Origin of the sequence: Halomicrobium zhouii (assembly GCF_900114435.1) — an archaeon.
In the GTDB taxonomy this organism is placed as follows: Archaea; Halobacteriota; Halobacteria; order Halobacteriales; family Haloarculaceae; genus Halomicrobium; species Halomicrobium zhouii.
Genome location: NZ_FOZK01000002.1, coordinates 720,291 through 744,793 on the forward strand (window position 1 = coordinate 720,291; position 24,503 = coordinate 744,793).

At 67.2% G+C, this 24,503-nt stretch carries 19 protein-coding genes; 13 read left to right on the plus strand and 6 right to left on the minus strand.

Going from position 1 to position 24,503, the window contains the following annotated elements; all coding sequences use genetic code 11:
- Position 1: 1 nt before the first annotated feature.
- The gene (locus BM337_RS10785; RefSeq protein ID WP_089816611.1) at positions 2-790 is read left to right on the plus strand and encodes a phosphatase PAP2 family protein; all 789 of its coding nucleotides are present in this window, start codon (positions 2-4) and stop codon (positions 788-790) included.
- On the opposite strand, the gene BM337_RS10790 is transcribed toward BM337_RS10785, so the two are convergent.
- Together BM337_RS10790 and BM337_RS10795 are read right to left on the minus strand one after the other, a co-directional pair.
- Positions 787-2,391, minus strand: a complete 1,605-nt coding sequence (locus BM337_RS10790) for a glycosyltransferase family 39 protein (RefSeq protein ID WP_089816612.1) — start codon at positions 2,389-2,391, stop codon at positions 787-789. The two genes, BM337_RS10785 and BM337_RS10790, sit on opposite strands and share 4 nt — an antisense overlap.
- Complete coding sequence (locus BM337_RS10795) at positions 2,388-3,782, minus strand: aryl-sulfate sulfotransferase (protein ID WP_089816613.1); 1,395 nt, start codon at positions 3,780-3,782, stop codon at positions 2,388-2,390. The genes BM337_RS10790 and BM337_RS10795 overlap by 4 nt, the downstream gene beginning before the upstream one ends.
- Before the next feature lie 873 nt (positions 3,783-4,655).
- Between BM337_RS10795 and BM337_RS10800 the strand changes: the two genes are divergently transcribed.
- A complete protein-coding gene (locus tag BM337_RS10800) occupies positions 4,656-5,630 on the plus strand; it encodes an endo-1,4-beta-xylanase (protein WP_089816614.1) in 975 nt (324 codons plus the stop codon).
- 36 nt (positions 5,631-5,666) lie between these two features.
- Here the strand turns inward: BM337_RS10800 and gfo6 are convergent, their stop codons facing one another.
- The gene (gene gfo6 / locus BM337_RS10805; protein WP_089816615.1) at positions 5,667-6,734 is read right to left on the minus strand and encodes a D-xylose 1-dehydrogenase Gfo6; all 1,068 of its coding nucleotides are present in this window, start codon (positions 6,732-6,734) and stop codon (positions 5,667-5,669) included.
- Between the two features lie 710 nt (positions 6,735-7,444).
- On the opposite strand from gfo6, the gene BM337_RS10810 reads away from it, so the two are divergent.
- The 3 genes from BM337_RS10810 (at position 7,445) to BM337_RS10820 (ending at position 11,661) form a co-directional block, all read left to right on the plus strand.
- Positions 7,445-8,902 carry a family 4 glycosyl hydrolase gene (locus tag BM337_RS10810; protein WP_089816616.1) on the plus strand — a complete coding sequence of 486 codons (1,458 nt, stop codon included), beginning with the start codon at positions 7,445-7,447 and terminating at the stop codon, positions 8,900-8,902.
- 258 nt (positions 8,903-9,160) lie between these two features.
- Positions 9,161-11,287, plus strand: coding sequence for an endo-1,4-beta-xylanase (locus BM337_RS10815; protein ID WP_089816617.1), 2,127 nt, complete (start codon positions 9,161-9,163; stop codon positions 11,285-11,287).
- Between the two features lie 125 nt (positions 11,288-11,412).
- Positions 11,413-11,661, plus strand: coding sequence for a hypothetical protein (locus BM337_RS10820; RefSeq protein ID WP_089816618.1), 249 nt, complete (start codon positions 11,413-11,415; stop codon positions 11,659-11,661).
- Here the strand turns inward: BM337_RS10820 and BM337_RS10825 are convergent.
- Complete coding sequence (locus BM337_RS10825) at positions 11,658-12,041, minus strand: hypothetical protein (RefSeq protein ID WP_089816619.1); 384 nt, start codon at positions 12,039-12,041, stop codon at positions 11,658-11,660. The genes BM337_RS10820 and BM337_RS10825 overlap by 4 nt on opposite strands.
- Before the next feature lie 117 nt (positions 12,042-12,158).
- Between BM337_RS10825 and BM337_RS10830 the strand changes: the two genes are divergently transcribed.
- Complete coding sequence (locus BM337_RS10830; RefSeq protein ID WP_089816620.1) at positions 12,159-14,297, plus strand: periplasmic substrate-binding domain-containing protein; 2,139 nt, start codon at positions 12,159-12,161, stop codon at positions 14,295-14,297.
- A gap of 116 nt (positions 14,298-14,413) precedes the next feature.
- On the opposite strand, the gene BM337_RS10835 is transcribed toward BM337_RS10830, so the two are convergent.
- Together BM337_RS10835 and BM337_RS10840 are read right to left on the minus strand one after the other, a co-directional pair.
- Positions 14,414-16,198 carry an ABC transporter substrate-binding protein gene (locus BM337_RS10835; protein ID WP_089816621.1) on the minus strand — a complete coding sequence of 595 codons (1,785 nt, stop codon included), beginning with the start codon at positions 16,196-16,198 and terminating at the stop codon, positions 14,414-14,416.
- 100 nt (positions 16,199-16,298) lie between these two features.
- Positions 16,299-16,712: a cupredoxin domain-containing protein gene (locus tag BM337_RS10840; RefSeq protein WP_089816622.1), complete on the minus strand. Its 414-nt coding sequence runs from the start codon at positions 16,710-16,712 to the stop codon at positions 16,299-16,301.
- 168 nt (positions 16,713-16,880) lie between these two features.
- Between BM337_RS10840 and BM337_RS10845 the strand changes: the two genes are divergently transcribed.
- The 7 genes from BM337_RS10845 to BM337_RS10875 all read left to right on the plus strand — a co-directional run bounded on the left by BM337_RS10845 (position 16,881) and on the right by BM337_RS10875 (position 24,503).
- Positions 16,881-17,861, plus strand: a complete 981-nt coding sequence (locus BM337_RS10845) for a DUF4129 domain-containing protein (protein WP_245778650.1) — start codon at positions 16,881-16,883, stop codon at positions 17,859-17,861.
- Positions 17,858-19,849 (plus strand): DUF58 domain-containing protein, encoded by a 1,992-nt coding sequence (locus tag BM337_RS21410; RefSeq protein WP_218155554.1) that lies wholly within the window; start codon positions 17,858-17,860, stop codon positions 19,847-19,849. Before BM337_RS10845 ends, BM337_RS21410 begins: the two co-directional genes overlap by 4 nt.
- Positions 19,849-20,409 carry a DUF7519 family protein gene (locus tag BM337_RS10855; RefSeq protein WP_089816623.1) on the plus strand — a complete coding sequence of 187 codons (561 nt, stop codon included), beginning with the start codon at positions 19,849-19,851 and terminating at the stop codon, positions 20,407-20,409. Before BM337_RS21410 ends, BM337_RS10855 begins: the two co-directional genes overlap by 1 nt.
- Before the next feature lie 142 nt (positions 20,410-20,551).
- Positions 20,552-21,523: an AAA family ATPase gene (locus BM337_RS10860; protein WP_089816624.1), complete on the plus strand. Its 972-nt coding sequence runs from the start codon at positions 20,552-20,554 to the stop codon at positions 21,521-21,523.
- A gap of 12 nt (positions 21,524-21,535) precedes the next feature.
- Positions 21,536-22,258, plus strand: a complete 723-nt coding sequence (locus BM337_RS10865) for a YIP1 family protein (protein WP_089816625.1) — start codon at positions 21,536-21,538, stop codon at positions 22,256-22,258.
- Between the two features lie 207 nt (positions 22,259-22,465).
- A complete protein-coding gene (locus tag BM337_RS10870) occupies positions 22,466-23,485 on the plus strand; it encodes an ABC transporter permease (RefSeq protein WP_089816626.1) in 1,020 nt (339 codons plus the stop codon).
- Position 23,486: 1 nt separating this feature from the next.
- Positions 23,487-24,503, plus strand: a complete 1,017-nt coding sequence (locus BM337_RS10875) for an ABC transporter permease (protein WP_089816627.1) — start codon at positions 23,487-23,489, stop codon at positions 24,501-24,503.

Genomic DNA, 24,503 nt, shown 5'->3' on the forward strand with positions numbered 1-24,503 from the left:
GATGGGGCTGCTGGCCGTCGTCGTGGAGGTCGTGACCGCCGTCGGCCTGTTGCTGGCGACGACTGCCGCCGTCGTCGTCGGCCCGGACCGCCTCCGACAGCTCCGTCGATCACTTCGCGACCGGGTGCGCGCCGCCCTCGGACCGATCGTCGCGCTCGCGGTGGTCCTCGCGATCAACGCCGTCGTCCGCGACGTCGGCCTGGAACTGTCCTGGCTCGTCGGCGTCAACGTCACGGCGGCCATCTACGCCGTCGAGGGCGAGTTCGTCGCGTGGCTCCAGTCGCTCGGGACACCCGCCGTCACGACGGTGCTCGGGTACGTCTACGTCTACGGCTACGCCTTCCTCGTCACCTTCCCGCTGGTGGCGTATCTGGCCCTGGAGGACCAGCGATATCTCCGCGCGACTGCGACGGCCTACGTCGTCAACTACGGCATCGGGCTGATCTGCTACGTACTCTTTATCGCCTACGGCCCCCGGAACTACATGCCCGACATGGTCCAGTCGCTGCTGTACGACGCGTTGCCGCGGTTCCAGCTGCTGACGAGCGAGATCAATACGAACACGAACGTCTTTCCTTCGCTGCACACCTCGCTGTCGGCGACCGTCGCGTTGCTGGCCGTCCGGACGCGCGATATCTACCCGCGCTGGCTGCCGGTAGCATCGGTTCTCGCCGTGCTCGTCGCGCTCGCGACGATGTACCTCGGCATCCACTGGGCGACCGACGTGGTCGCTGGACTCGTCCTCGCCGCGGGCGCCGTCGCCGTCGCCTCGCGAGTCCACTCCATCTAGCCGTCGCCGTTCCCGGTAGCACCACTGCCACCCGCACCACTGCCACCGTCGCCGACGTCGCGAACCCGGAAGACGACGACGCCCTCGTTCTCGAACACCGGCTCGTACCGGTCGCGATTGGCGAGGGACCGGTCGAGCGTGCCGAAGTTCGCCTGGTCGAAGCCGCGGACGGTGTAGTGGCCCTTCGGGACGTAGAGGTAGTCCGGCTCCTGTTCGAGGCTGGGGGTCCACCGTTCCACGCAGCCGGCAGACTGGCACGTCGACGCGTTCACGTACGCGCCGAGGTGGCGCTCGTAGGTGGCCGGCTCGCGCCACTCCATCCCCCACGGGCCGAGCAGGATGGTCCGGTCGGCCACCACCGGGAACCACTCTGCCGCGTCGCCGAGGACGACGAACGTGGCCTCCGGCGACGTCTCCGTGCCGGCCCACTCCATCGCCTGGACGTCCGCGTCGTCGACGAACGCCGGCGTCGTGTCGCCCGTTCGCTCGTCGAACTCGTAGCCGACGGTGCCGACGCCGGCCGTCGCGACGACGACGAGCGCGGCCATCGCCAGTTTCCGGCGGTGTTCTCCGACTGCCGGCCACCACGAGCGACTCCTGTCGACGAGGACGACCGCCGCGCCGACGAACGCGAACGCGCCCACGGTGTAGGCGAAGCGGGGCTGTGCGAAGAGGAACTCGGCGGCGAGGAGCCAGACTCCGATCACTCGCCAGCCGCCGAGGACGGCGACGGCACCCGCGGCGAGGACGAGGAGCGACCACACCGAGACGCCCGAAAGCACGGCGAACAGGCCGCCACCGACGCCGCCGTGGGTCCCCGCGGCGGACGTGAACACGTCGAACCCGAACCGCGAGGCGACGGTCAGCCACCACGGGGCGGTGAGGACGAGGCCGCCGACGCCGACGACGGCGCCGTCCAGGAGGCCGGAAAGTGAGCGGTCGTAGCCCGCCCAGAACACGAGGTAGGTCACGACGACGAACAGCGCGTAGGTCGGATGGGTCAGCAGGACGAGTGCGAACAGCGGGAGTCCGACTGCCACCCACTCCCGGTCGCGGTCGCGGAAGATCCGGAGGGCGGCGTACGCGCCCGACAGCGCGAGCAGGAACGCCGGCGCGCGAACCAGCCCGCCGGCGCTGATGTGCCACTCGAGGACCTGCGGGTTCACCGTGACGAGGACCGCCGCGGCCGCTCCCCGGAGACGGCCGTCGAGCAGGTCCCGGCCCAGCAGGTAGGCGGGGACGAGTGCGAGGACGACGACCAGCGGCGGGACGAACCGTGCCGCCGCGAAGGCACCGGCACCCAGGTCACGCAGGACCGCGAGCGCGTAGAACGCCAGCGGCGGGTAGGCGAAGGGGACGCCCTCGGCAGTGTAGTGGGGTATCGTCTCCGGCAGTCCGTAGCCCGCCGCGCGGATCTCGTCGGCCGTGAGCGTGTACAGCCCCGCGCCGTAGGCGGGGTACTCGTTGAGCGCGAGGTAGAGGCCGGCGACGACGAGGCCCACGAGCAGCGCGCCGCCGAGCCAGGGGCGGTCCCGCCGGTCGAGGGGGATCTGCGGTCGATCGAACCGGTCGGTCGAGCGGGTGAACAGGCGATAGCTCATTTTCGGCGGACGTCGAGCGGGGACTGGACGTCGACCTGCAGGTCGGCCCGGCGCCACTCGTGGCGCGCCCAGAGCGGGACGGCCACGAGCAGGCCGACGACCGCCACGATCTGGAGGGGGCCGACCCAGGACGGGAGCAGGTAGATGATGCCGTTGACGATGGGTTTCGGCACCAGGTCGACGACGGACTGGGACGCCTGCTCGGTCCCGGAGTCGGCGGACGGTTCACGACTCGTCAGGTCCAGGCTGGCGGCGCTCTCGCCGCCCGTGCTCTCGTCGCCGGTCCCCAGTCGCTCGGCCTCGTAGGGGAAGCCGACGTCGACGCTCCAGACGACGCTCCCGTTGGGGGCGACTTCGATCACCCGATTCCCGTTGGAGTCGGTGACGAGCGTGTTGCCGTTCGGCAACCGGTCGGCGTCGCGAGGCCACTGGAGGCGGCGGTCTTCCCAGGACCAGGACTGCTCCCAGCCCCCGTCTTCGCGCTGGTACTCCAGAACCCGGCCGTTCTCGGAGTCGGCGACGACGACGGCTGGCCCGCCACGCTCGGCGGGAATGAAGTCGGGGTTGTGCTGTTCGTACATCGTGTCGTAGTCGTCCTCGCTCCCGAGGGTCCACTCGTCCATGAGCCCCCGTTCCATATCGACGAAGACGACCTGGTCCTGGTTGCGCAGACTGATCATGACGACGTCCCGGCCGTCGATTTCGACGAGTTCGACGTCGTTGAGGTGCGTCCAGTCCTCGGGGTAGGGACCGCCGCTGTCGGTGTCGAAGTCGGCCTGGGCGTCCCACTCCCACTCGACCAGCTGGGTCGTGGTGTTGACGACGTAGGCCCGGTCGCGGTCGATGTCGGCGACCAGCAGCCGGTGTTCGTCGATCCGGTCGACGTCGTGCCACCGGGTCGAGTGCTTGCCGGGCGTGATCCGGCTGTAGACGTGCTCGACGTCGCCGGTCGTGAGGTTGACGCGCTCGACGCCGTTGCGGGTACAGACCGTCTCTGCGTCGCACTCGTCGGCGTCGAGGTGGTCGGCGTAGACGTACTCCACGGTCGCGTCGGTTCCGGCGACGGGGTCGACGTCCCAGTACCGCGTGTGCGAGTTGTTGTGGTAGTAGATACTCCCGTCGGGGGCGAGGGCGACCAGTTCGGCCCGCTCGCGGGGGCCGGACCCCTCGCCGGTGACGAACGCCGTCGAGTCCGTCGCGATGACGGTGATGTTCTCGCGGGGTTCGACGATGGGGTCGCGGTCCCCGGTTTCGAAGGCGCGTTCGAGGCTCGATTCGTCGCGGAGCTCGTCGCCGGTGACCTGGGGCGCCGCGTAACTCACCAGGAGCGTCGCCGCGAAGACCACGGTAACGACGGCGAACACCAGTCTGACCCTGTCGGAACCGACCATCTATCCGAAAATCGGGGAGAGCGCGAAAAACTGTTGTGTTTTCTCACTGGTGTGTCGGGCGTCGCTTCGCACGGATGCCGTCGACGTCGAGGCGGCCCGCCCCCTCTCGAACGCCGGTCGTCGATGCGACGTCGTCGCCCGGTCATCGAATGCGTTCGAGCGCCGGGACACTCACGCAGGCAGGAGCACTCCAACGTACCAGTTCCAGATACATATACGGAATAGTATAGATCGGATGCCGGTACCGCTTCCGTGGGGCACGATGTATCGTCTCGGTGACTCTCCGAACCACGACGCGCGAGCGCTCTTCAGTTGTCGACGAGTGTCGTCACTCCGCCCGTGACCAGAGGCCCTGACGGCGAGATCGGCCTCACCTCGGAGACTGCACATCCCCGACCAGTTTCAGAGTGGACTGAATACGGTTGCAACCGCTATCCTGCGAGCAGTCTGGTCGTTCTCTGGTCAGGCTCTCCGGAGCCGGTTCCTACGTCTGTACGGGCTCGAACGGAGTTGCCATCGTTCGGATCGAACGCCATCTGTCTGCTGTCCCCGTCACAGATCCTGTCCCGACGTCCCCCGTCGTGGGGTCGCCGACGCACAGCGGTCTGACCACGCAGATCGGTGTTACTGAGTTCTGTGACTATTCGAGACACGTAAGTAATCAGTGAATAATTTTTGGCTCCGTCTGCTGCGTTCCCCGTCACCAACGCCGGGGTCCCCATCGCACAGTCAGTTCACGGACGCCGCGGCCCGTTACAACACTACTGCTGTAATGGCTTTTTGGAGAGTGCGTCGCTGGTAATGGAGACTGGGGATACCGTCCACTCGCGCCGGCACCACTAATTTTATCCAACTACCGGCGAGAGTAACGCTATGCCAGAGAACGACACCCTCAGAACGGTCGGCACGGAACGCGGGTTCGACGTCGGTGCGGCGGTGAGCGCCGCGCCGCTCCGGAGCGACCCCGGCTACAAGAAGACACTCCGGCGGGAGTTCAACACCATCACCGCCGAGAACGCGCTGAAGATGGGGCCGCTGCGGCCGTCGCGACACACCTACGACTTCCACGACGCCGACGCAGTCGTCGACTTTGGCCGGGCCAACGACATGCGGGTCAGGGCGCACACGCTCGTCTGGCACAACCAGACACCCGAGTGGTTCCAGGAGTGGGACTACACGGACGACCAGCTCGAGGCGTTCCTGCGGGACCACGTCCACACCGTCGCGGGCCGGTACCGGGACAAAGTCGACACCTGGGACGTGGTCAACGAGGCCGTCGCCGACGACGGGTCGATGCGCGAGACGGTGTGGTACGACGCGATGGGCGAGGAGTACCTGGACAAAGCGTTCCAGTGGGCCAGCGAAGTCACCGACGCCGACCTGTTCTACAACGACTACGGCGCCGACGGGATCAACGAGAAGTCCGACGCCATCTACGATCTCCTGGAGCGGTTGTTGGACCGGGGCGTCCCCATCGACGGCGTCGGCCTCCAGATGCACGCCCTCCACGAGAAACCCGACCCCGAATCCGTGGCCGAGAACATCCGCCGCTTTCAGGACCTGGGGCTGGACGTCGAGATAACGGAGATGGACGTCGCGTACCTCCCCGAGGACGACCCCGGCGACGAGGCCGCGCGCCACGAGTTACAGGCCGAGTTCTACCGCGACGTCGTCGAGGCCTGCCTGGAGACCGGCTGTGACACCGTCGTCGTCTGGGGCGTCCGCGACTCGGACTCGTGGATCCCGACGTGGTTCGACGAACTCACGGACGACCCGCTGCTGTTCGACGCCGGCAACGACCCGAAACCCGCCTACGACGCGGTCAAAGAGGCGCTCGCGAGCGACTGAAGCGCGCTCGTCGACTGCGACTGGCGCGCGTCTCGACTACAGGTCGACCCGACGGCCCTCGTCGCTGGATTCGTAGACGGCCTCCGCCACGCGCAGGTCGAGGAGGCCGTGCTCGCCGTCCGGGCCGATGTCGCGCTCGCCCAGGACGGCCGTCGCGAAGAAGTCGAACTCCTCGACCATCTCCGGGGGTTCGGCCACGTCGACCGTCGTCTCGCCGTGGTCGCGCGCGATGGTGATCTGTCGGTCGGCGTCGACGTCGAACACCGGGTCGACGGTGATGCGCCCTTCGGTCCCGACGATGGTCATGTGGTTCGCGCCGCTCGCGCCGTAACTGGCGCTACACTGCGCCGTGACGTCGTCGGGGAACGCCAGCGTGAAGGCGACGTGCTCGTCGACGCCGTCGAACGCGGGCGGGTTCTCGATGGCCGTCGCGTGAACCGCCACCGGGTCGGCGTCGAGGACGAACCGCGCGGTGTTCAGCGGGTAGACGCCGACGTCCATCAGCGCGCCGCCACCGGCCAGGTCCGGGTCGAGTCGCCACTGGTCCGGGTCGCCGCCGCCGGCGAGCATGTTGAAGGAGAACTCGCCGGTGAACTGGACGGGGTCACCGATCACGCCCGCCCGGACCTGCTCGCGGACCCACCGGACGGACCGCGTCGTCTGCATCCGGTAGGCCGTCATCAGCTGGACGCCGGCCTCCTCGCAGACCTCGACGACGCGTTCGGCGCGCTCGCCAGTCGCCTCCAGGGGTTTCTCGCAGAGGACGTCCTTGCCGAGACTCGCTGCCGTCTCCACGTGCGGGAGGTGGAGTGCGTTCGGCGTGACGACGTAGACGGCGTCGTACGCCTCGGCGTGCTCCCCGTCGGCGTACTCCTCGTAGGTGAGCGCGGCGTCGAGTCCGCGTTCCTCGGCCACCGACGAGGCCTTTTCGGCGGATCCGCTGACGACTGCCGTCGCTTCACAGTACTCGGAGTCTTCGATGGCCGGGAGGGCGACGTCTCGGCCGAACCAGCCGAGCCCGACGACGGCGAACCGGACAGGTCCGCCGTCGACGGCTCGCTCCCAGTCTCGTTCGGCGAATCGCGTCGGGATTTCCAGATTCATGCACGGTCCTTTACCGTCCTCCCTCAAATAGGGCGCTGATACGGCGGCTAGCCTCGCGCTCGGCCCGGAGACGAACTGTCGTGGAACGACAGTGAAGCGATCCGGGACTCGCAGACCTTACTGATCTTTCCTGACGATCGCTGTTCTCCGTTCCAGAATCTAATTCTCTATGCCTGGGAAAACCGTGGTATTCCACCGCATGATATGTTCAGTAAAGCGGAACGACGCCGTGGGACTGACGATATGGACAGCGCCCGGCGACGCTGGAACGGTGAGTCAGGCCCTCAGACGCCGATCGCTGGTCGGCGACCGGATCGCGCTCACAATAACGCCCTTAGGCCCGTTATCCCGATGGCCCTGACTGTCGGCTCATCTTTCAGATGGATAGATCGTGATACTCAATCTGTGATATCTGGAAGCTATTCACAATTACCGGGTTATACGCCCTCGTGGCGGAATTTCTCCGCGGTCTCCGGCGCCGAATCTCGGTAGAGAAATTTGGAGTGAGTGCTGGCCGTCGTTCTGCAAAACAGAACGCGAGTCTAGTAGGATGTTGTGCTGTTCTACCTGTTCTCGAATCCGTTCTCGTTGGTGGAATATCGAAGGAGAGACGACGCCCCTTCGTGGCCACCGACTGGCGGTGCGCGTCGACCGGGCCGTCCGCGACGGCGACCACAGCTATTTACGCTCCCGGTCGCCATCGACTGGACGTGACAATCGAGTCTTTCGACGCGGACGGCGTGCTGGACGGTGACGACCTCACGATCGCGTACGTCGGGGGCGGAAGCCGGCAGTGGGCCCCCAACCTGATACGGGACCTGGCGCTCTCCGAGTTCGACGGACACGTTCGGCTGTACGACACGAACGAAGAGAGCGCCCAGCTCAACGCGGAGTTCGGGAACTGGGTCCAGCAAGACGACGACGCCACCGCCGACTGGAGCTACGAGGCAGTCGGCTCGCTTGAGACGGCACTTGCCGGCGCCGACGTCGTGATCCTCTCGACCCAGTACGACCCCACGGAGACGTTCGTCCACGACCTGTCCATTCCCAGGGAGTACGGCATCTACGGGGCCGTGTCGGCGACGATCGGTCCGGGCGGCATCTTCCGGGCGATGCGGACCATTCCGGTGTATCGACGGTTCGCGGCCGCGGTCCGCGAGCACTGCCCCGACGCCTGGGTGTTCAACTACACCAACCCGGTTCACTTCGTCACGCGCGCGTTGTACGACGAGTACCCCGACATCAACGCGCTCGGGCTCTGCCACGAGGTGCTCGGGACGCGCTGGCACCTCGCCATGCTCGCCCGGGAGGAACTCGGGATGGACGCCGAGCGCGCCGACGTCGACGTGAACGTCAAGGGGATCAACCACTTCACGTGGATCGACGAGGCTCGCTGCAAGGGCGTCGACCTCTGGCCGCTGCTCGAAGAACTGAAAGACGGCGAGCGCGGGAACCAGCGGTTCACCTGGGAGGACCTGGCCGACGAGAGTGTGTTCACCGACAACTGGCAGGTCACCTGGGAGCTGTTCCGCCGGTTCGGCGTCCTGCCCGCCGCCGGCGACCGCCACATCGTCGAGTACGCCACGTCGTTCATCCAGGGCGGCCAGGAGACGCTCAACCGCTGGGGCGTCAAGCGCACCGGTGCCGACTACCGGGCGAAACACTGGACGCCGGCCGAGTCCGACCAGACCACGGACGTCGAGGCCTGGCTGGAGGGCGAGAAGGAGTTCGAACTCGAGCCCTCCGGCGAGGAGTTCCTCGACATCCTGGGGGGGCTCACCGGCGACGGCCCGTACGTCACGAACGTCAACCTGCCCAACACCGGCCAGATCTCGGATATCGAGCAGGGTCCGGTCGTCGAGACGAACGCCGTCGTCCGCGCGGGCCAGGTCAAGCCAGTCGCCGCTGGCGGCTTCCCGCGACCGGTCCGGAGTCTGATCCAGGGCCACGTCGACACCATCGAGACGATCATCGAGGCCGCACGGGACGGGGACGTCGACAGGGCGTTCGAGGGCTTCTCGATCGACTCCCAGGTCCAGACGCTGACGCCAGACGAGTCGCGTGACCTGTTCGGCGAACTCGTCGCCGCCGAGGTCGACTACCTGGCGGACTGGCACCTCGAGGAGTCGGACGTGCTCGCCGGGGCCGAGACGTACCCCGGGGCCTGACTCGCGGGTGGGCCGACCTGACTCGCGGGTGGGCCGACCTGACTCGCGGGTGGGCTGACCTGACTCGCGGGAAGGCAGGACCTGATTCGCGGGAAGGCAGGACCTGAAATCTCAATCCGATCGGCCGCGAGACGGCCGCCGACATCCCCCTTCGATAATCGCCAACACGACCCTCGATCGTGCAATTTTCTCCGCATCCATGCTGCAATTATCCAGTACATATTTGGCGTGCTAATAGAAAGAACGGGTGAACCACAGATGACAAACGAACGCGCGGACATCGGCAGCGACCGACGGACGTTCATCGGTTCGCTCGCGGCGCTGGGCGCACTCGGCGCCCTGCCGGGAGCGGCAAGGGTGGGCGCTGCACAGGAAGACGACTCGATCGACGACTACTATCAGACGCTTCGACAGATCCTCACTCAGTTCCGGGGCCTCCCCGAGGGTGAGTTCGTCTACGAACCGGACGAGCAGGCGACCATCGAGACCTTCGACAACGTCGGCCCAGGGGGGAGCAGTTCGTCGTCGTTCACCGTGGACGACGTGAACGTTCCCTTCACGCAGGCCGAACGCGTCGAGATCAACGAGGACCCGGAGAACAACTGGACGTACTCCTACCAGGGGATCATCCCCGACGGCCAGTTCGAGGCCGGCGACGTACTTCTGGGCGTAGCTCACGTCCGGAGTGGGAGCAGCGACGCTCAGATACAGGCCGGGTTCAAGTACCGCTACGAGAACTCCAGCGGCGAGACGGCCTACGGGGACGAGAACTTCGTCGCCGAAGGGGCGATGGTCGAGCCGACCGGGTCCTGGGAACGGTACTACTTCCCCATCGAGGTCGGCGAGAAACCCGACGGGTCGAACCACGAGCCGTACATGGAGTTCTGGACCGGTTTCGCACAACAGAATCTCGACTTCGGTGGGCTCGCGCTCATCGACTACAGTGCCACGGACGTCGCCGTCGGCGACCTTCCCGTCGGCCGGCACTCGCACCCCATCTTCGACTACGACGGCCGGTCCGAGGGTGCCACGTGGCGCGAAGACGCGTACGCGCGTATCGAGGAACTCCGGAAGGCGTCGCTGGACGTCTCCGTCGTCGACGCCGACGGCAACCCGCTCCCCGGGGCGAGCGTCGACGTCGCGATGCAGGAACACGAGTTCGACTTCGGCAGCGCCGTCTCCGTCGAGCACATCACCGGTGACGCCGACGACGACGATGTGTACCGCGCTCGGTTCCTGGAGAACTTCAACAAGGCCGTCGTCGAGAACGGGATGAAGTGGCCGGCCTGGAGCGGTGACTGGGACATCGACAAGGAGGCCACCAGACAGACCGTCCAGTGGCTCAACGACCAGGAGATTCCGACGCGCGGGCACTACCTGGTGTGGGAGGAGTACGGCGGCGCCAACGGTGGCGGGATGGCCGTCAGCGAGGACCGTTCGGACGGCGAACTGCAGGAGGAGATCCTCGACAAGATCGAGAGCCACACCGCCGAGTTCGAGGGGCAGGTCACCGACTGGGACATGCACAACCACCCCATGTGGCAGAGCAACATCCGTGACCGCCTCGGCTGGGACGCGGCTCTCGAGTGGTGGTCGACCGCCGCAGAGGCGACGGACGCCGGCCTCTACACCAACGAGATGGGCAACGTCGCGGGTGACTTCCTCCGCGACGAGCACTACGAGTTCGTCCAGCGCCTGGTCGACGAGGGCGCACCCGTCGACGGCGTCGGCTTCATGGGCCACGTCCAGTTCTCCAACGGCAACGTGACCCCGCCCAAGGAGATGCTCTCGACGTTCGACCAGTTCGGGGAGCTGGATCTGCCGATCCTCATCACGGAGTTCGACATCCAGATCGACAGTCGCGACAACCAGCGACAGGTCGACTGGCAGGCGGATTACCTCAGGGACTTCTTGATCGCCTGCTTCAGCCACGATGCCGTCGAGGGCCTCGTGAACTGGGGCTTCTGGGCCGGTGACCACTGGCGACCGACCGGCGCCCTCTTCGACTCGAACTGGGGGCTTCGACCGCACGGGGAGCAGTTCATGAACCTGGTCTTCGACGAGTGGTGGACCGAGGACAGCGGCGAGACGAACGACGAGGGGACGTACTCCTCGTGGGCCTTCAGGGGCGAGTACGAGGTCACCGCGAGCTACGAGGGCGAGGACGCCTCGACGACGGCGACGCTCTCGGACGGCGGGACCACTGTCGAACTGACGCTCGACGCCGCGCAGTCGACGGCAACGGACGAGGGCGAGTCGGACGAGGGGACGGAGACGGAGTCGACGTCGGCTGTCGGTCCCGGTCTGGGCGTCGGCTCGGCGGTGGCGGGCGCCGGTGCGCTCGCGGGCTACAAGCTGACTCGCGACGACGACGACGACGCGTAGTCGATCGCAGACCGGATCCCGTTTTTTTGACGCTGCGACGGACCACCGAAGCTATCGCGTGGACCATCCGGAGTCGGGTGGACGGGCTCGGTATCTTTTTACGCTCCCCCGGGTGACCAACTGACATGAATCAGGAGGCCCGCAGCGGGAACGAGTCGCGCGAGCGGCTGGTGGCGGAACTGTGCGACCGGCAGCACTACTTCGTGGTCCTCTTCGCGTTCGCGGTGGTGTTCCTGCTGATACAGGTGCCCTACCTGTTCGTCGCCGACAGCGATTCGGCGCTGTACGTGGTAGTCACGATGAACGTGGCCGGGAGCGCGGCGTTCGCCCTCGGCAGTGGCGTCGTCCTCCGGACCTGTGCCCGGCGGGACTAGAAGGAGTTGAGTTCGGCGTCGAGGTCGGATTCGGGTTCGGTGTCGGCGTCGGACTCGGTCGACGAATCGGTCTGGATCCGCGCGACGAACTGGTTGAGCCAGAGCGCGCCGTACGCGAGGACGCCGAGGAGGACGACCGTCGCGCCCCAGACGCCGAACATCCCCGCGAAGACGCCGTGGGCGAGCACGTTCAGCGGGCCGTCGGCCCCGAACAGGAAGCCGGGGCGACCCGAGAGGACTGTGGCGCCGAATGCCATCATGGCGATGCCGACGAGCACGGCCACGATGGACGTGTTGTTCGCCAGGAAGTAGTACGCGGCGAGCAGGTATCGTTTCGCGCCCGTGGCCTCCGCGTTCGCCCGTTCGAGTGATCGCTTCATCGGTGAGTGCTGCCACGGGAGATTATTTCAAAGTTTGGGTCGTCGGTACCAGTACCGCCGTCAAAGATCGTGAAAGAATCGGATACCTTTATATAATATTGGCTGAACGTAGGTAGCATGCGGGATACTGACAATAACCGCGAGAAGTTGTCGCGACGACGGTACGCGCAACTGGTAGCTGGATCGAGTGCGGCAGCACTGGCCGGCTGCCCGGAGTCGGGGTCCGAGGGAACCGAGACCGAACCCTCGACGAGCGAGTCCGACACCGACGAGTCGACGACCAGTGACGGGGACTCGACGCCGGATCCGAGCAACCGGATGACCGACACCGTTCGGGTGTTCACCCTGAACACGCCGGACACGTTCGACTGGAACCCTCACACGCCCCAGGACAACTCCACTGGCGACCTCTTCATGTCCGAACTGCACGGCATGTCGAACTCCCACGATACGTCCAAGCGGCTCCACGGCGACGACGCGACGTTCGACGCGCCGTGGGTCCAGGGGCAAGACGAGATCAGCCTCGTCACCTGGATCAAAGACTGGGACGTCGAACCGCCCTACGACCTGTGGAACACCCACGACGACCGCTCCACGTTCTGGAACGGCGAGCCCAACGACGCCGACACCCGGTACAAGTACGACAAGGTGCGCTACTTCGTCGAGGGCAACAAGTTCCAGGAGGGCCAGATCCACCGTGCCGAGGCCGAGAGCCAGTGGCGCTACCACTTCTGGCACGCGAGAGCGGAGGTCGAGGGCGCAGACGACGACCCGGCGAACGAACCGCTGCTGGCCGACGAGGCGGCGGCGACCGACGGCGACGTGCCGCTCCCGCAGGAGTGGAGCGACCCGTGGCTGCGAGAGTTCGACGCCGCCGGGACCCAGGAGCGGTACAACGAGGTCATCAGCAACGTCCGCGGCGACCGCGTCTCGCTGGAACGGCTCGCCGAGAACGGCTGGGGGACGGGTCCGTACGAACTCCGCTCGACCGACGACATCGGCTCGGACCGGGCCATCCTCCGGATCCGCGACGAGGACGCGGAGTCGCCCCATCCCCACCGCGAGCACATCAACATCCCGAAGCTCCAGCTCCAGTTCGGTAACGAGGACCGTGAGCAGACGCTGGCGAACAACGGCGCCATCGACGTCCACGCGGGCTCGATCACGCCCAACAACACGTGGAACCCGGAGAGCCTCCCGGACCACGTCGACAACATCACCACCTACCTGCGCCCGAACGGCGGGGACTCGTGGTGGTTCAACTGGAACAACCCGCACCTCGGGCGCCTGTGGGTCCGACGGGCGCTCGTCACGGCCATCGACTGGAACACCGTGGGCGCGAACGGCTGGGGCGACCAGCGCTCCGTCCCGCTCGAACACGACACCGGGATGCTCGACGCTCACTCCGAGTCGACGTTCTCGGAGGAGTTCCTGAACAGCCTCCACTCCTGGCCGAAGGGGCCCGACGTCGAGACCGCCAACGAGTACATGAAGCGGGCGGGCTACACGAAGAACGGCAACATCTGGGTCGACCCCGACGGGAACGACTTCCAGCTCGACGTCCTCATCACCTCGAACATCGAGGACTGGATCGGCGCCGGCCAGACCATCCGCCAGGAGCTCAGGAACTTCGGCGTCGACGCGACGTTCACCCAGCAGGACTGGGGGACGTGGTCGAACAACCTGGACACGTTCAACAACGAGGGGCCGAACTTCGACACCTCGATCCACTGGTACAACCAGCCGACCCGCTTCGGCTACTACAAGTCCCAGGCCGCGTGGTGGGACAACGCGTCGCTGCTGGGCGGTGACCCCAACGGCACGGGCTCGGACCGCCGCGCCGTCGACCCGGGCGACGAGTTCACCATCAAGGGCGAAGTCGTGCAGGCCCACCTGCCGACCGACGCGGGCTCCATCGAGGCCCCCGACCAGGCCGGTCAGCAGCCGGACCTCGAGGGCGTCACCGACTACGAGGAGGTGGATATGGCCCAGGTGGTCGAGGACATCCGCAGGCCCACCGACTCCGAGGAGGAACTCCAGAATCTCTTCCGGACCTGCGCCCGTTACTACAACTACTACCTGCCGAAGTTCGCGTTCCACCAGTACACCTACGGCGAGTGGGCGAACGTCCGCGACTTCGACTGGCCCGGTGAGGACGACGACGCCCTGGACTGGGAGCGCAGCTTCAACATCACGGACACCGTGACCCTGGGCGGCATCGCCCAGGCCAGCTACGACGAGGAGATGGACCGCTGAGGTCGGTCCTTCCTTCAGCGGCTCGGCGTTACCTCGGATAGAACGGAACGAACAGGCTGTCACTACCACTGCGATACGCACCGTCGGTCCGGGTGCGACCCGGACTGCCGTACTTTTTAGCCGTCTCCCGGCCGGACGAGCCCGTGCTTTATCGCGTGGATAGCCGACTGGTTCTCCGGGCCCGCGGTCCGGTAGGCGTCCTCGTCACCGACCCACTCGAAGTCGCGCGTGTTCCCCCACGTCCCGCTGACGCTCGTCGCGACGTGGATATCTGGCAGGGCGTGGTTCCACCATCGGGCGAACGTGCCCACTGCGTCGGCCGTCGTCTCGCGGTCGGACTGGCCGCCGAGCCGGTGCCAGAGGTCGACGAGGTTCACCGTCCGCTCGCCGTCGCCGTCCGCCGCCGGAATCGTGACTTCGACCGGTTTGCCGTGGGCCGACGTCTCGGTCGCCGGGTCGGTGACGCCGTAGCCGAGTGCGGTCGCCCCCGTCGCGGTGACGTCGTAGAGCGTGTGGGGGCTCCCGTCGCTGGGCCACAGCAACACGTCGAAGTTGTGCGTGTCGACGTCGGTGACCAGCCGCGGAGCCGGGATCTGCGAGAAGTCGACGTCGAACCCGAACTCGGTCAGCGCCTGGTCGACGAGTTCGCCGCTGGCCTTCCACTCGGGCCACATGGGCGTGCGGAGGCGGAACCAGACCGACTCGCCGTCGGGGTCGTACCAGTCGCCGTCCTCGCGCGTGTACCCCGCCGAGCGCATGTACTCCGCCGCGCGCTCGGTTTCGGCCTCGACTGGATACTCGCGGAGGTCGGCCAGCACGTCCTCGTCGAGCCAGCGCCGTTCCGCTGGCGTCGCCATCCCCGTCTGTCGCGTCGTCGCCTCGCCGAACCCGCCCACGTCGACGACGTCGTCGAGCGGGAGGGCCGCGAGCAACGCGCGCCGGACCGCCAGCCGACCGAGGTGGGCGTTCCGCCAGTCGAGGGCGAGTTTCGTCCCGCCGGTCGTCGGGTACCGGGCGATCTGGTCGACGTTGTCCGCGGGCGACCCCTTCAGCCCCGTCAGCAGGCCGCTGCCGCCGTCGAGCGTTCCCTGCTGGACGAACTTGTCGAGGGACACCGACTGGACGACGGGGAACCACAGCGTCGGAATCGAGACGTCGTCGGCCCGGGGGTGGTCCTCGAAGCGTTCGAGCATCAGCCGGTTCATCGACGCCTCCACGAGCTCGTAGGGCCCACAGCCGACCCCCTTCTCCGCCGCGTCCTCGAGCGAGACGCGCCACTCGTGGAGCTCCGAGACGACGTCCTCGCGGGCCGCCGCCGTCGACGCACCGTCCAGACGGTCGGCCCACTGTTCGAACAGCCAGGCCGGCGTGTTGACGGCGCCGCCGACGACGTGGGACAGGACCAGGGGTTCGGCGAGTGCGCGGTCGAACCCGTAGACGAGGGTGTGCTCGTCGCGCAGCGTCACCGCCGGCCGGTCCTCGTCGCTCACGGCCGACTGGATCCGCTCGTACACCCACTGGTCCCGCGCCGTCACGGGCTCGCCGTTCCACCAGGAGAACTCGTCGCTGTAGGTGACCGTCGCGGTCGCCCCGTCGATGGCGACGTCCTCGACGACGTCGCCCAGTCGACGCTCCCCGCCGGGTCGCTGGACGGACTGGACCTCGAACAGCATCGTGTAGAAGTGCCAGGGGTACGAGCCCGACAGCCACGGGTTGAGCTGGACGCTCTCGGTGGCGTAGGGGAAGGCGTGGCCGAACACGTCCGAGGCGTGTCTGATGTCGTCCGGGTCGGCCGAGCAACCCGCGAGGCCGCCCAGGGCGAGCGCGCCGGCGCTCGCCAGGACCTGCCGTCGCGTCGTCGCCCCCGAACCGGATCCGTCGCGTCCGCGGCCGTCTCTCATTGGCGGCTTCGTTGTGTAGCGGGGTGTATAAACGCTCCGTCGGACTGCCGGAGGGCTGCTCGACGGAGCGCGGCACCGCGAGAAGTGGTGGGGCCGCGGTCTACTCGCAGGGAAGCGATCCGACGTCGTCCTCGCTCGTGTCGCCGACGGCGACGGCGCCGCACATCAGGAAGTGCGTGTCCTGGGCGTCGTGGTAGGAGTAGACGCCGGAACTCTGGAACGTGTGGGCGCCGGTCTCGCCGGCCTCGATGGCCAGGTCCAGTTCCCACTCGTTCGAGCCGTCGACTTCGGTGTTGGCGCGGACGGTCCGCCGCTCGCCGGTCTCGTTGATCCACCTGACGGCCTCGCCCTCTGCGACGTGGACGCGCAGCGGGTCGAAGGCCTCGTCCTCGGTCAGCGTCACCTCCGCGGTGACTTCGCCCTGTGGTTCGCTGGAGCCGCCGCCGCCGCAGCCGGCCATCGCGATCGCCGATGCTGTCACTGTCGTCGTCGTGAGGAATTGTCGTCGTTTCATAACTCTCTGTCGCCGGGTATATGCGAATAGCTCACACCGTTGGGGAAAATACTTTTCCCCCGGACAGGCCCCGCCGAGGTCGACCAGCGCGGGTCGCCCGGTGATCGACTGCCAACTGGATGAAAACAATCCGAACAAACATATAACCGGGTGTCAACACATCGGTGTATGGACTACGTGTCACGCGACACGGCGCGAGTCGTTGCTATCGGGGTGGTGAGCATCGTAGCCATCGCGATGGGTGCGGCGACCATCCAGACCACCGTCGAGTTCGGGACCGGCACCGCGTCGGGCGGCTTCGAAATCGGCGAATCGGGTGGCCAGGCCGGTGGCCTGAACGACTCGACGTCGGAGACCAACACCAGCATCGACATGGAGGAGGGCGAGAGCTCGGACGGGTTCATCGCCCAGACCTCGACCTGCGTGGAACCGCTCTCGAAGTGGTACGGCGGACTCGGCTACTTCGGCTTCTTCGCCCTCGTCCTGTACGGGATCAAGCGTCGCTACTCGCTCGGAGCGTCTTTCCTCGGAATGTACGCGATCGCGCCGGTGGCGCTGACGGCGTACTTCCTCACGACCGACTGTACGGCGGCCCTCGACGGCCAGAACGGCCAGTCGGGCGTCGTAGAGGGGATCGGCGACGCGGCCGGACAGGGCGTCGTCTCGACGGACGTCTCGCCGATGGTCGTCGGTGGCGTGTTCGCCCTCGCGCTGGTCGCGACGGCCGTGGTGCTCTACCGCGCATCGAGCGACCAGACGGTCGCGATGGTCGAGGAGGACGACGAGGAGGAACTCGGCAAGCCGGACGTCGGCGACCTGGCGGCCGCCGCGGCCGCCGCGGCCGACCGACTGGAGGAGCGCAACGCCGACGTGGACAACGAGGTCTACGCCGCGTGGCGCGACATGACCGCGCTGCTCCGGGTGTCGAAACCCGAGAGCTCCACGCCCGGAGAGTTCGCCGAGGCGGCTATCGAAGCGGGCCTCGACGAGGACGACGTCGGCCAGCTCACGCAGCTGTTCGAGGAGGTCCGCTACGGCAAGCGCGACCCCGAGTCCCGCGAGGAGCGGGCCATCGAGGTCTTCCGCTCCATCGAGACGGCCTACGGGACGGGCGACGACGCTGGCGCAGACGAGGGAGGTGAACGATGAACGTCGACGAGATACTGAAGCGGCTGATCGTCGGAATCGGCCTGCTGTTCGTCGTCGTCGGCGTCGCGCTGATCGCCGTCCCGGACCCGTTCCCGTTCGGGGCAGAGGTCATCTTCGCCGCCGGCGTCGCCGCGCTCCTGGCCGCGGCGCTGACGGTCCGCGGCCGACTCCAGGGCGAGATAACCGAGACGGTGATGCCCGACCCCGAGCGACCGGCGGACAACCAGCGCCCCGGCGACGAGGTCGACCGGATGCTCTACGAGATGACCGAACTCCGCCAGGGCGTCGCGGAGAACAGCGAACACCTCGAAGAGCGCATGGATCGCCTCGGGGTCGCCATCGTCCAGGACCGCGAGGACTGCTCGGTCGCGGAGGCCAGGACGGTCCTCGAGTCCGGCGACTGGACCGACGACCCCGACGCCGCCGCGTTCTTCCAGGGCGAGCGGACCGAGGCCGACGAGGCCGGATTCACGGGGCTCGTCCAGGGCGGCGACGACGGCGGCTTCGAGACCGAGTTCCGCGCGGCCGTCGAGGCGCTGCTCGACTACGGCGAGATCGAGGTCGACCCCATCGAGACCGAGGAACCGCCGAGCCGGTTCGAGCGGATCTTCGGCCGGTCCGGTGACGACGACGCCGACGCGGGCGTCGAGACGAACTGGAACGAGGCGGACTCCTCGATCCCGGACTTCGACACGAACGGGCCGCTGGAGGACGTCTCGCTCCACCACACCAACCGGTGGCTCGGCGTCACCGCCTTCGGGCTGTTCGCCGTCGGCGTCGGCGTCGTCACCTTCTCCCCGGCGCTGATGATGGCCGGGACGGTCGGCATCGCCTACACCATCTACGGTCGCGTCTCGGCTGTCCCACGCGTCGAGTCCCTCGCCGTCGAGCGCGAACTCGAGGCCGACGACCCACAGCCCGGTGACGAGGTCGCGGTGACCGTCACCGTCCGCAACGAGGGTGACTCGATACTGCCCGACTTGCGGCTGGTCGACGCCGTCCCGGACGCCTTCGTCGTCACCGACGGCGTCCCGCGGCTCCACACCGCGCTGCGCCCCGGGTCGAGCGCGACGTTCTCCTACGTCGCCCGGGTCGAGCGCGGCGAGTACCGCTGGCCGGTGGTCTGCGTCTCGCGGGACTTCAGCGGCGGGGCCGAGCGGACGTCGCTGCTGACGCCCGAGACGGAACTGACCTGCGTGCCGTCGCTGAAAGTCACCAACGACGTTCCCGTCCGGGCCCAGACGACCCAGTACTCCGGCGACGTGAACACGCAGAAGGGTGGCTCCGGCCTGGAGTTCCATTCGGTCAGGGACTACCTGCCGGGCGACCCGATGAACCGGATCAACTGGAAGCAGGTCGCCCGGACCGGCGACCTGGCGACCATCGACTTCCGCCAGGAGCGGGCTGCGACGGTGACGTTGCTGTTCGACACGCGCCAGCGCGCTTACGTCGCCTCCGAGCCGGGCAAACCCCACGCCGTCGACAGCGCCGTCCACGCGGCCAGCGACGTGTTCGGCGCGCTGTTCGACCAGGGGAACCTCGTCGGCATCGCGGCGTTCGACACCGTCCCGTGCTGGTACGACGCCGGCGCGGGCAGCGAGCACCGCGAGCACGCCCGGATGCTGTTCGCCCAGCACCCGGCGCTGTCGCCGCGGCCGCCGGACCGCCAGGACACCGAGGGCGGCTACATCGACCCGATGACGCACGTCCTCCGGCGGCTCTCGAGCAACTCCCAGATATTCCTCTTCACGCCGCTGGCAGACGACTACGCGATGGAGGTCGCCAGTCGGCTGGACTCGAAGGGGCACCTGGTGACGGTGCTGAGCCCCGACGTGACGAACGACCAGACGGTGGGCCAGCGCCTCACCCGCGCGGAGCGGACGGCGCGCGTCCGCAACCTCAGGCAGCGTGGCATCCGCGTCATCGACTGGAATCCGGACGACAAACTGCGACTGCAGATCGATCGAGCCAAAGCGAGGTGGGCATGATGAGTTCAGAACGAGTCAACGGCAGTATGGCGGGTTCGGAACAGGGCGACGAGACGGTACGGGCGGTCGAGGTAACGCACTCCCCGGCGACGGTGAGCAGTGTCCTGGCGGTCGTGGCGGCACTGGTGGCGGTCGTCGCCAGTGCCACGTCGCTGCTGGCGATGGCGGTCAGCGCCTTCGGCCTGGTCGGCGTCGTCGCGGGCCTGTTCGCGTTCGAGTCCGAGCGTGCCGTCGCCATCGGGACGGGCATCGTCTTCGTCGGCGTCGTCCTGAGCGGCGTGTTCGGCAACTCGCTGCCGCTGCTGGTGCTCGGCTCGCTGGCGACGGTGCTGTCGTTCGACTACGGACAGAACGCCTTCAGCGTCGGCTCGCAGCTCTCTGACCAGACCGATACCATCAGGGGCGAGGTCGTCCACGCCGCGGCGAGCGTCGTGGTCGGCATCCTCATTGTCGGCGTCGCCTACGGCGTGTACGCGGTCGCCGTCGAGGGCCTGTCCTACGGCGCGCTCGCGTTCCTGCTGTTCGGCGGGTTGCTCCTGGTCTGGGGCATCAGGTCCTGACCGGTTCGCCCCGGAACTTCGTTCTCGACGCGCCGCGCGGTCGCTCCCGGGTCACGGAGTGGCGACGACGCCGCACGGTCCGTGGTATCGTGAGGTGCGAGACACCGTCACAATTAAGGTGACCTGTCTGCCCATCCATACTATGGCGTCAGAGTTATCGATCCAGGCGGCAAGTGAAGAGATTGACCTGGTAGTCGACGAGATACGATCGTCGGTTATCATCGAGGAGGAGTTCCTCGAGACGGTCCTGGTGGGACTGCTCTCCCAGGGCCACGTCCTCCTCGAGGACGTGCCGGGGACGGGGAAGACGCTGACGGCGAACAGCTTCGCCGAGGCGCTCGGCCTCTCCTTCTCCCGGATCCAGTTCACGCCGGACCTGCTCCCCAACGACGTCACGGGGACCTACATCTACAACGAGCAGAAAGGCGAGTTCGAGTTCAACGAGGGCCCCATCTTCGCCAACGTCATCCTGGCCGACGAGATCAACCGCGCGCCGCCGAAGACCCAGGCCGCCCTGCTCGAGGCGATGGGTGAGGGCCAGGTCACCACCGAGGGTGACACTCGCCAGCTGCCCGAGCCGTTCTTCGTCATCGCGACGCAGAACCCCGTCGAGCAGGAGGGGACCTTCCCGCTCCCCGAGGCGCAGGTCGACCGATTCAACATCAAGTCCAGTATCGGCTACCCCGACAACGATGGCGAGGTCGAACTCCTGCGTCGCCGGAACGACCGCTCGGCGCCGACGCCGACGGTCGAGCAGGTGCTGGACCACGACCGCGTCACGGCGCTCCAGGAGGTCCCCGAGACCGTCACCGTCACGGAGGACATGCTGGAGTACATCGCGGCCATCTCCCGGGCGACCAGGGAGGACCACCGCGTCCAGGTCGGCATGAGCCCCCGCGGGACCCAGCGTCTCTACGAGGCCGTCCGCGCCCAGGCGGTCGTCGAGGGGCGCAACTACGTGACGCCGGACGACGTCAAGACCGTCTCGCGGGCGACGATGGCCCACCGCATGGTCCTGACCGCCGAGTCACAGGTCCAGGACGTCGACCGCAACGACATCATCGAGGACGTCCTCGAAGAGATTCCGGTACCGACCGTCGAGGCGCCGGCCTGACATCTCAGTACAATGGCTATCTCACAGGCGGTTCGAAACCCGCGATCGTACCTGAGTCGGACGCTCGGGATGTACCGGACGCTGCTGACCGACCCCGGGACGTTCTACGACGAGTACGTCGGCACCCGCGGGCTCCGGGTCGAGATACTGCTGGTGCTGGTCGTCGGCGCCGTCGGCTTCGTCGGGAACGTCTACGCGCTCCTCCAGGTCGAGGAACTGTTCGCACAGATAGAGGTGCCCCTGGGCCCGGACGTCGCCTTCGCGATGTGGGGTGAGGTCGTCGCGCCGCTGGTCGGCGCCGTCCTCCTGTGGGTGGGACTGACGACGGCACTGTACGTCGTCAGCTGGCTCTACTCCGCGGTCGGTGAGTACTACGTGCTCCTGAAGTGGACGGCGTGGGCGCTGGTGCCGCTGGCGTTCGCGAACCTGATCCACTCGGCCGCGATGGCGTACGCCGCCTTCTCGCTGTCGGCTTCCGACGTGGCGACCTCGGAGATTCCGCGGCGTCCGGCGGACCGTGCGGCGTTCGTGTGGGACGTGGTGGCCGGCGAACTCGCCGTCCTCGCCGCCGTCGTCGTCGGCATCGCCTTCGCCGTCTGGGCGGGCTACATCGGCGCGTACGCCGTCCGCGGCGTCCGTGACATCGAGACCGACGAGGCCTACCGGGTCGCTGCCGTCCCGACCGTGGGCTACGTGCTGTACGTGGTCTACGAAGTGGCCACGACGGGGCTGTAGACCGGGCGAACCGATCAGGGCGAGCGAGCGGTCGTCGCGGCCGAAGCCGCGGTCGGCGACCGCGACGGTGTCGACTCGAACGTCACCGAACGCACACGAGGCCGCTCTGGACCGGCCCGATTCACCCGACCAGCCTGTGGCCCGTCCCGTGAATTGCTCATCATTGTTGACGGAAGATATAAGGGGTGCTGGGTTGCGTCAACATACATGCGATACTATGTCAGACGCATAGCGCAGTCAGTGTTTACCCTGTTGTCGGGACTGTTCCTGACGTACGCCCTCTATCGCCTCATCCCGGGGAGTCCGCTGAAGGCGATCATGGCCGACCTCATCGCCCAGCAGCAACGCAGGGGCGAGGTGGACACCGAACAGGTCGCGAGGATGGCGGAGCAGATGACGGGGATCAACCCGGACGAACCGATCATCGTCGGCTTCTTCAACTACGTCAGCGGGATCGTCCTGCGCGGGGACTTCGGGACCTCGATCATCTACCAGGACCCGGTGTTCGACATCCTCTTCCGGGCGATGCCGTGGTCCATCTTCCTCAGCGTCTACGGCATCATGCTGGGGTTCACGGCGAGCGTCCTCGTCGGCGTGTTGATGGCCTGGCACGAGGGCTCGAAGCTCGACTCCGGGCTGACGGTCCTCGTCCTCTCGGTGAACGCCATCCCGTACTACGTCGGCGCGATCGTCTTCCTCTCCGTCCTGGCGTTCCAGTGGGGACTGTTCCCGACCGGTGGCCGGGCGCCGCGGGCCGTCGAGCCGGGATTCAGCCTCCAGTTCATGCTGGGGATACTCCATCACGGGGCCTTACCCATCCTGTCGACCTTCCTCCTCGGGTTCGGCGCGGGTTCACTCGGGATGCGGGCCAACACCGTCCGCATCGTCGGCTCGGACTACCTCCGGTCGGCGCGCCTGCGGGGGGTGAGCACCAACCGCATCCTCACCCGGTACCTGACCCGGAACGCGATACTGCCGCTGTACACGGGTCTGGTGGTCGGTATCGGTGCGCTGTTCGCCTCGAACGTGATCACCGAACAGATATTCCAGTACCAGGGAGCCGGCTGGTTCCTGTTCGAGTCCGCGACGAAGCAGGACTACCCGCTGGTGATGGGGTCGTTCCTCTTCTTCGGAACGGTGACGGTGACCGGCATCCTGATCGCCGACCTCACCTACGGTCTCATCGACCCGCGCGCTGAATCCGGTTCGACGAGGGATACCTTCTAACATGTCACGAGACGACCTCGAGACGGACGGCGGCGTCACGCAGGAGAGCATCTTCGGGACCGGCGACGACGAGCGGCGTAGCCGGTCCTCGCCGAAGGAGCGCTTCGGCAGGGGGTTCGACTCCTACGTGCGAACGCCCTTCCGGATCGCCTGGAACGACTGGCGGACGCGCATCGGCGGCATCGGCATCCTGATCTACCTCCTGATGGGCACGGTCGGCGTCCTCCTCGTGCCGGAGCCGACGCTCAACGAGGGGCCACGCTACCTCCAGCCGTTCCAGGACTGGACGATCCCGTTCGGCACCGACAACCTCGGTCGCGGCATCTTCAAACAGCTCATCCACTCGACGCCCGCGATGCTGAAGATGGCCCTGGCCGGTCTCGTCTTCGCCGTCGGCGTCGCGATCCTCTTCGGGATGATCGCCGGCTACAAGGGCGGCGTCCTCGACACCGTGCTGATGACCATCACGGACATCTTCTTCGTGCTCCCGGGACTCCCGCTGATCATCGTCCTGTCGGCCATCTTCACGCCGCGGGACCCCTTCATCGTCGGCGCCATCCTCTCTATCTCCGTCTGGCCCAGGCTCGCCAGGGAGTTACGCTCGCAGGTCCTCTCGTTACGGACGGAGGACTACGTCGAGGCCTCGCGCTCGATGGGGCTGTCGACGCCGACCATCATCGGCCAGGAACTCATGCCGAAGCTGGCCCCCTACATCCTCATCCGCGGGTCGGGCTCCGCGGTGCGGATCATCAGGGACTCCGTGGCGCTGTACTTCCTGGGCATCCTGCCGTTCAGCACGACCAACTGGGGCGTGATGATGCAGTTCGCCTACAGCACGGGGAACGCCATCTCGACGCCGAGCCACCTCTACTGGCTGGTCGTCCCCCTCGTCGCGCTGGCGGGGATGGGCTTTTCGCTGATCCTGTTCTCGCAGGGCCTCGACCGGGTGTTCAACCCGCGACTCCGGGCCCGGAACACGGAACACGGTGCCGACGAAGACGGGACGGGGGTGATGTGA

Bases quoted from the DNA above. Each gene is read 5' to 3' on its own strand.
- BM337_RS10785 (WP_089816611.1), top strand. From the start codon at position 2: ATGGGGCTGCTGGCCGTCGTCGTGGAGGTCGTGACCGCCGTCGGCCTG.
- BM337_RS10790 (WP_089816612.1), bottom strand. From the start codon at position 2,391: ATGAGCTATCGCCTGTTCACCCGCTCGACCGACCGGTTCGATCGACCG.
- BM337_RS10795 (WP_089816613.1), bottom strand. From the start codon at position 3,782: ATGGTCGGTTCCGACAGGGTCAGACTGGTGTTCGCCGTCGTTACCGTG.
- BM337_RS10800 (WP_089816614.1), top strand. From the start codon at position 4,656: ATGCCAGAGAACGACACCCTCAGAACGGTCGGCACGGAACGCGGGTTC.
- gfo6 (WP_089816615.1), bottom strand. From the start codon at position 6,734: ATGAATCTGGAAATCCCGACGCGATTCGCCGAACGAGACTGGGAGCGA.
- BM337_RS10815 (WP_089816617.1), top strand. From the start codon at position 9,161: ATGACAAACGAACGCGCGGACATCGGCAGCGACCGACGGACGTTCATC.
- BM337_RS10820 (WP_089816618.1), top strand. From the start codon at position 11,413: ATGAATCAGGAGGCCCGCAGCGGGAACGAGTCGCGCGAGCGGCTGGTG.
- BM337_RS10825 (WP_089816619.1), bottom strand. From the start codon at position 12,041: ATGAAGCGATCACTCGAACGGGCGAACGCGGAGGCCACGGGCGCGAAA.
- BM337_RS10830 (WP_089816620.1), top strand. From the start codon at position 12,159: ATGCGGGATACTGACAATAACCGCGAGAAGTTGTCGCGACGACGGTAC.
- BM337_RS10835 (WP_089816621.1), bottom strand. From the start codon at position 16,198: ATGAGAGACGGCCGCGGACGCGACGGATCCGGTTCGGGGGCGACGACG.
- BM337_RS10840 (WP_089816622.1), bottom strand. From the start codon at position 16,712: ATGAAACGACGACAATTCCTCACGACGACGACAGTGACAGCATCGGCG.
- BM337_RS10845 (WP_245778650.1), top strand. From the start codon at position 16,881: ATGGACTACGTGTCACGCGACACGGCGCGAGTCGTTGCTATCGGGGTG.
- BM337_RS21410 (WP_218155554.1), top strand. From the start codon at position 17,858: ATGAACGTCGACGAGATACTGAAGCGGCTGATCGTCGGAATCGGCCTG.
- BM337_RS10855 (WP_089816623.1), top strand. From the start codon at position 19,849: ATGAGTTCAGAACGAGTCAACGGCAGTATGGCGGGTTCGGAACAGGGC.
- BM337_RS10860 (WP_089816624.1), top strand. From the start codon at position 20,552: ATGGCGTCAGAGTTATCGATCCAGGCGGCAAGTGAAGAGATTGACCTG.
- BM337_RS10865 (WP_089816625.1), top strand. From the start codon at position 21,536: ATGGCTATCTCACAGGCGGTTCGAAACCCGCGATCGTACCTGAGTCGG.
- BM337_RS10870 (WP_089816626.1), top strand. From the start codon at position 22,466: ATGCGATACTATGTCAGACGCATAGCGCAGTCAGTGTTTACCCTGTTG.
- BM337_RS10875 (WP_089816627.1), top strand. From the start codon at position 23,487: ATGTCACGAGACGACCTCGAGACGGACGGCGGCGTCACGCAGGAGAGC.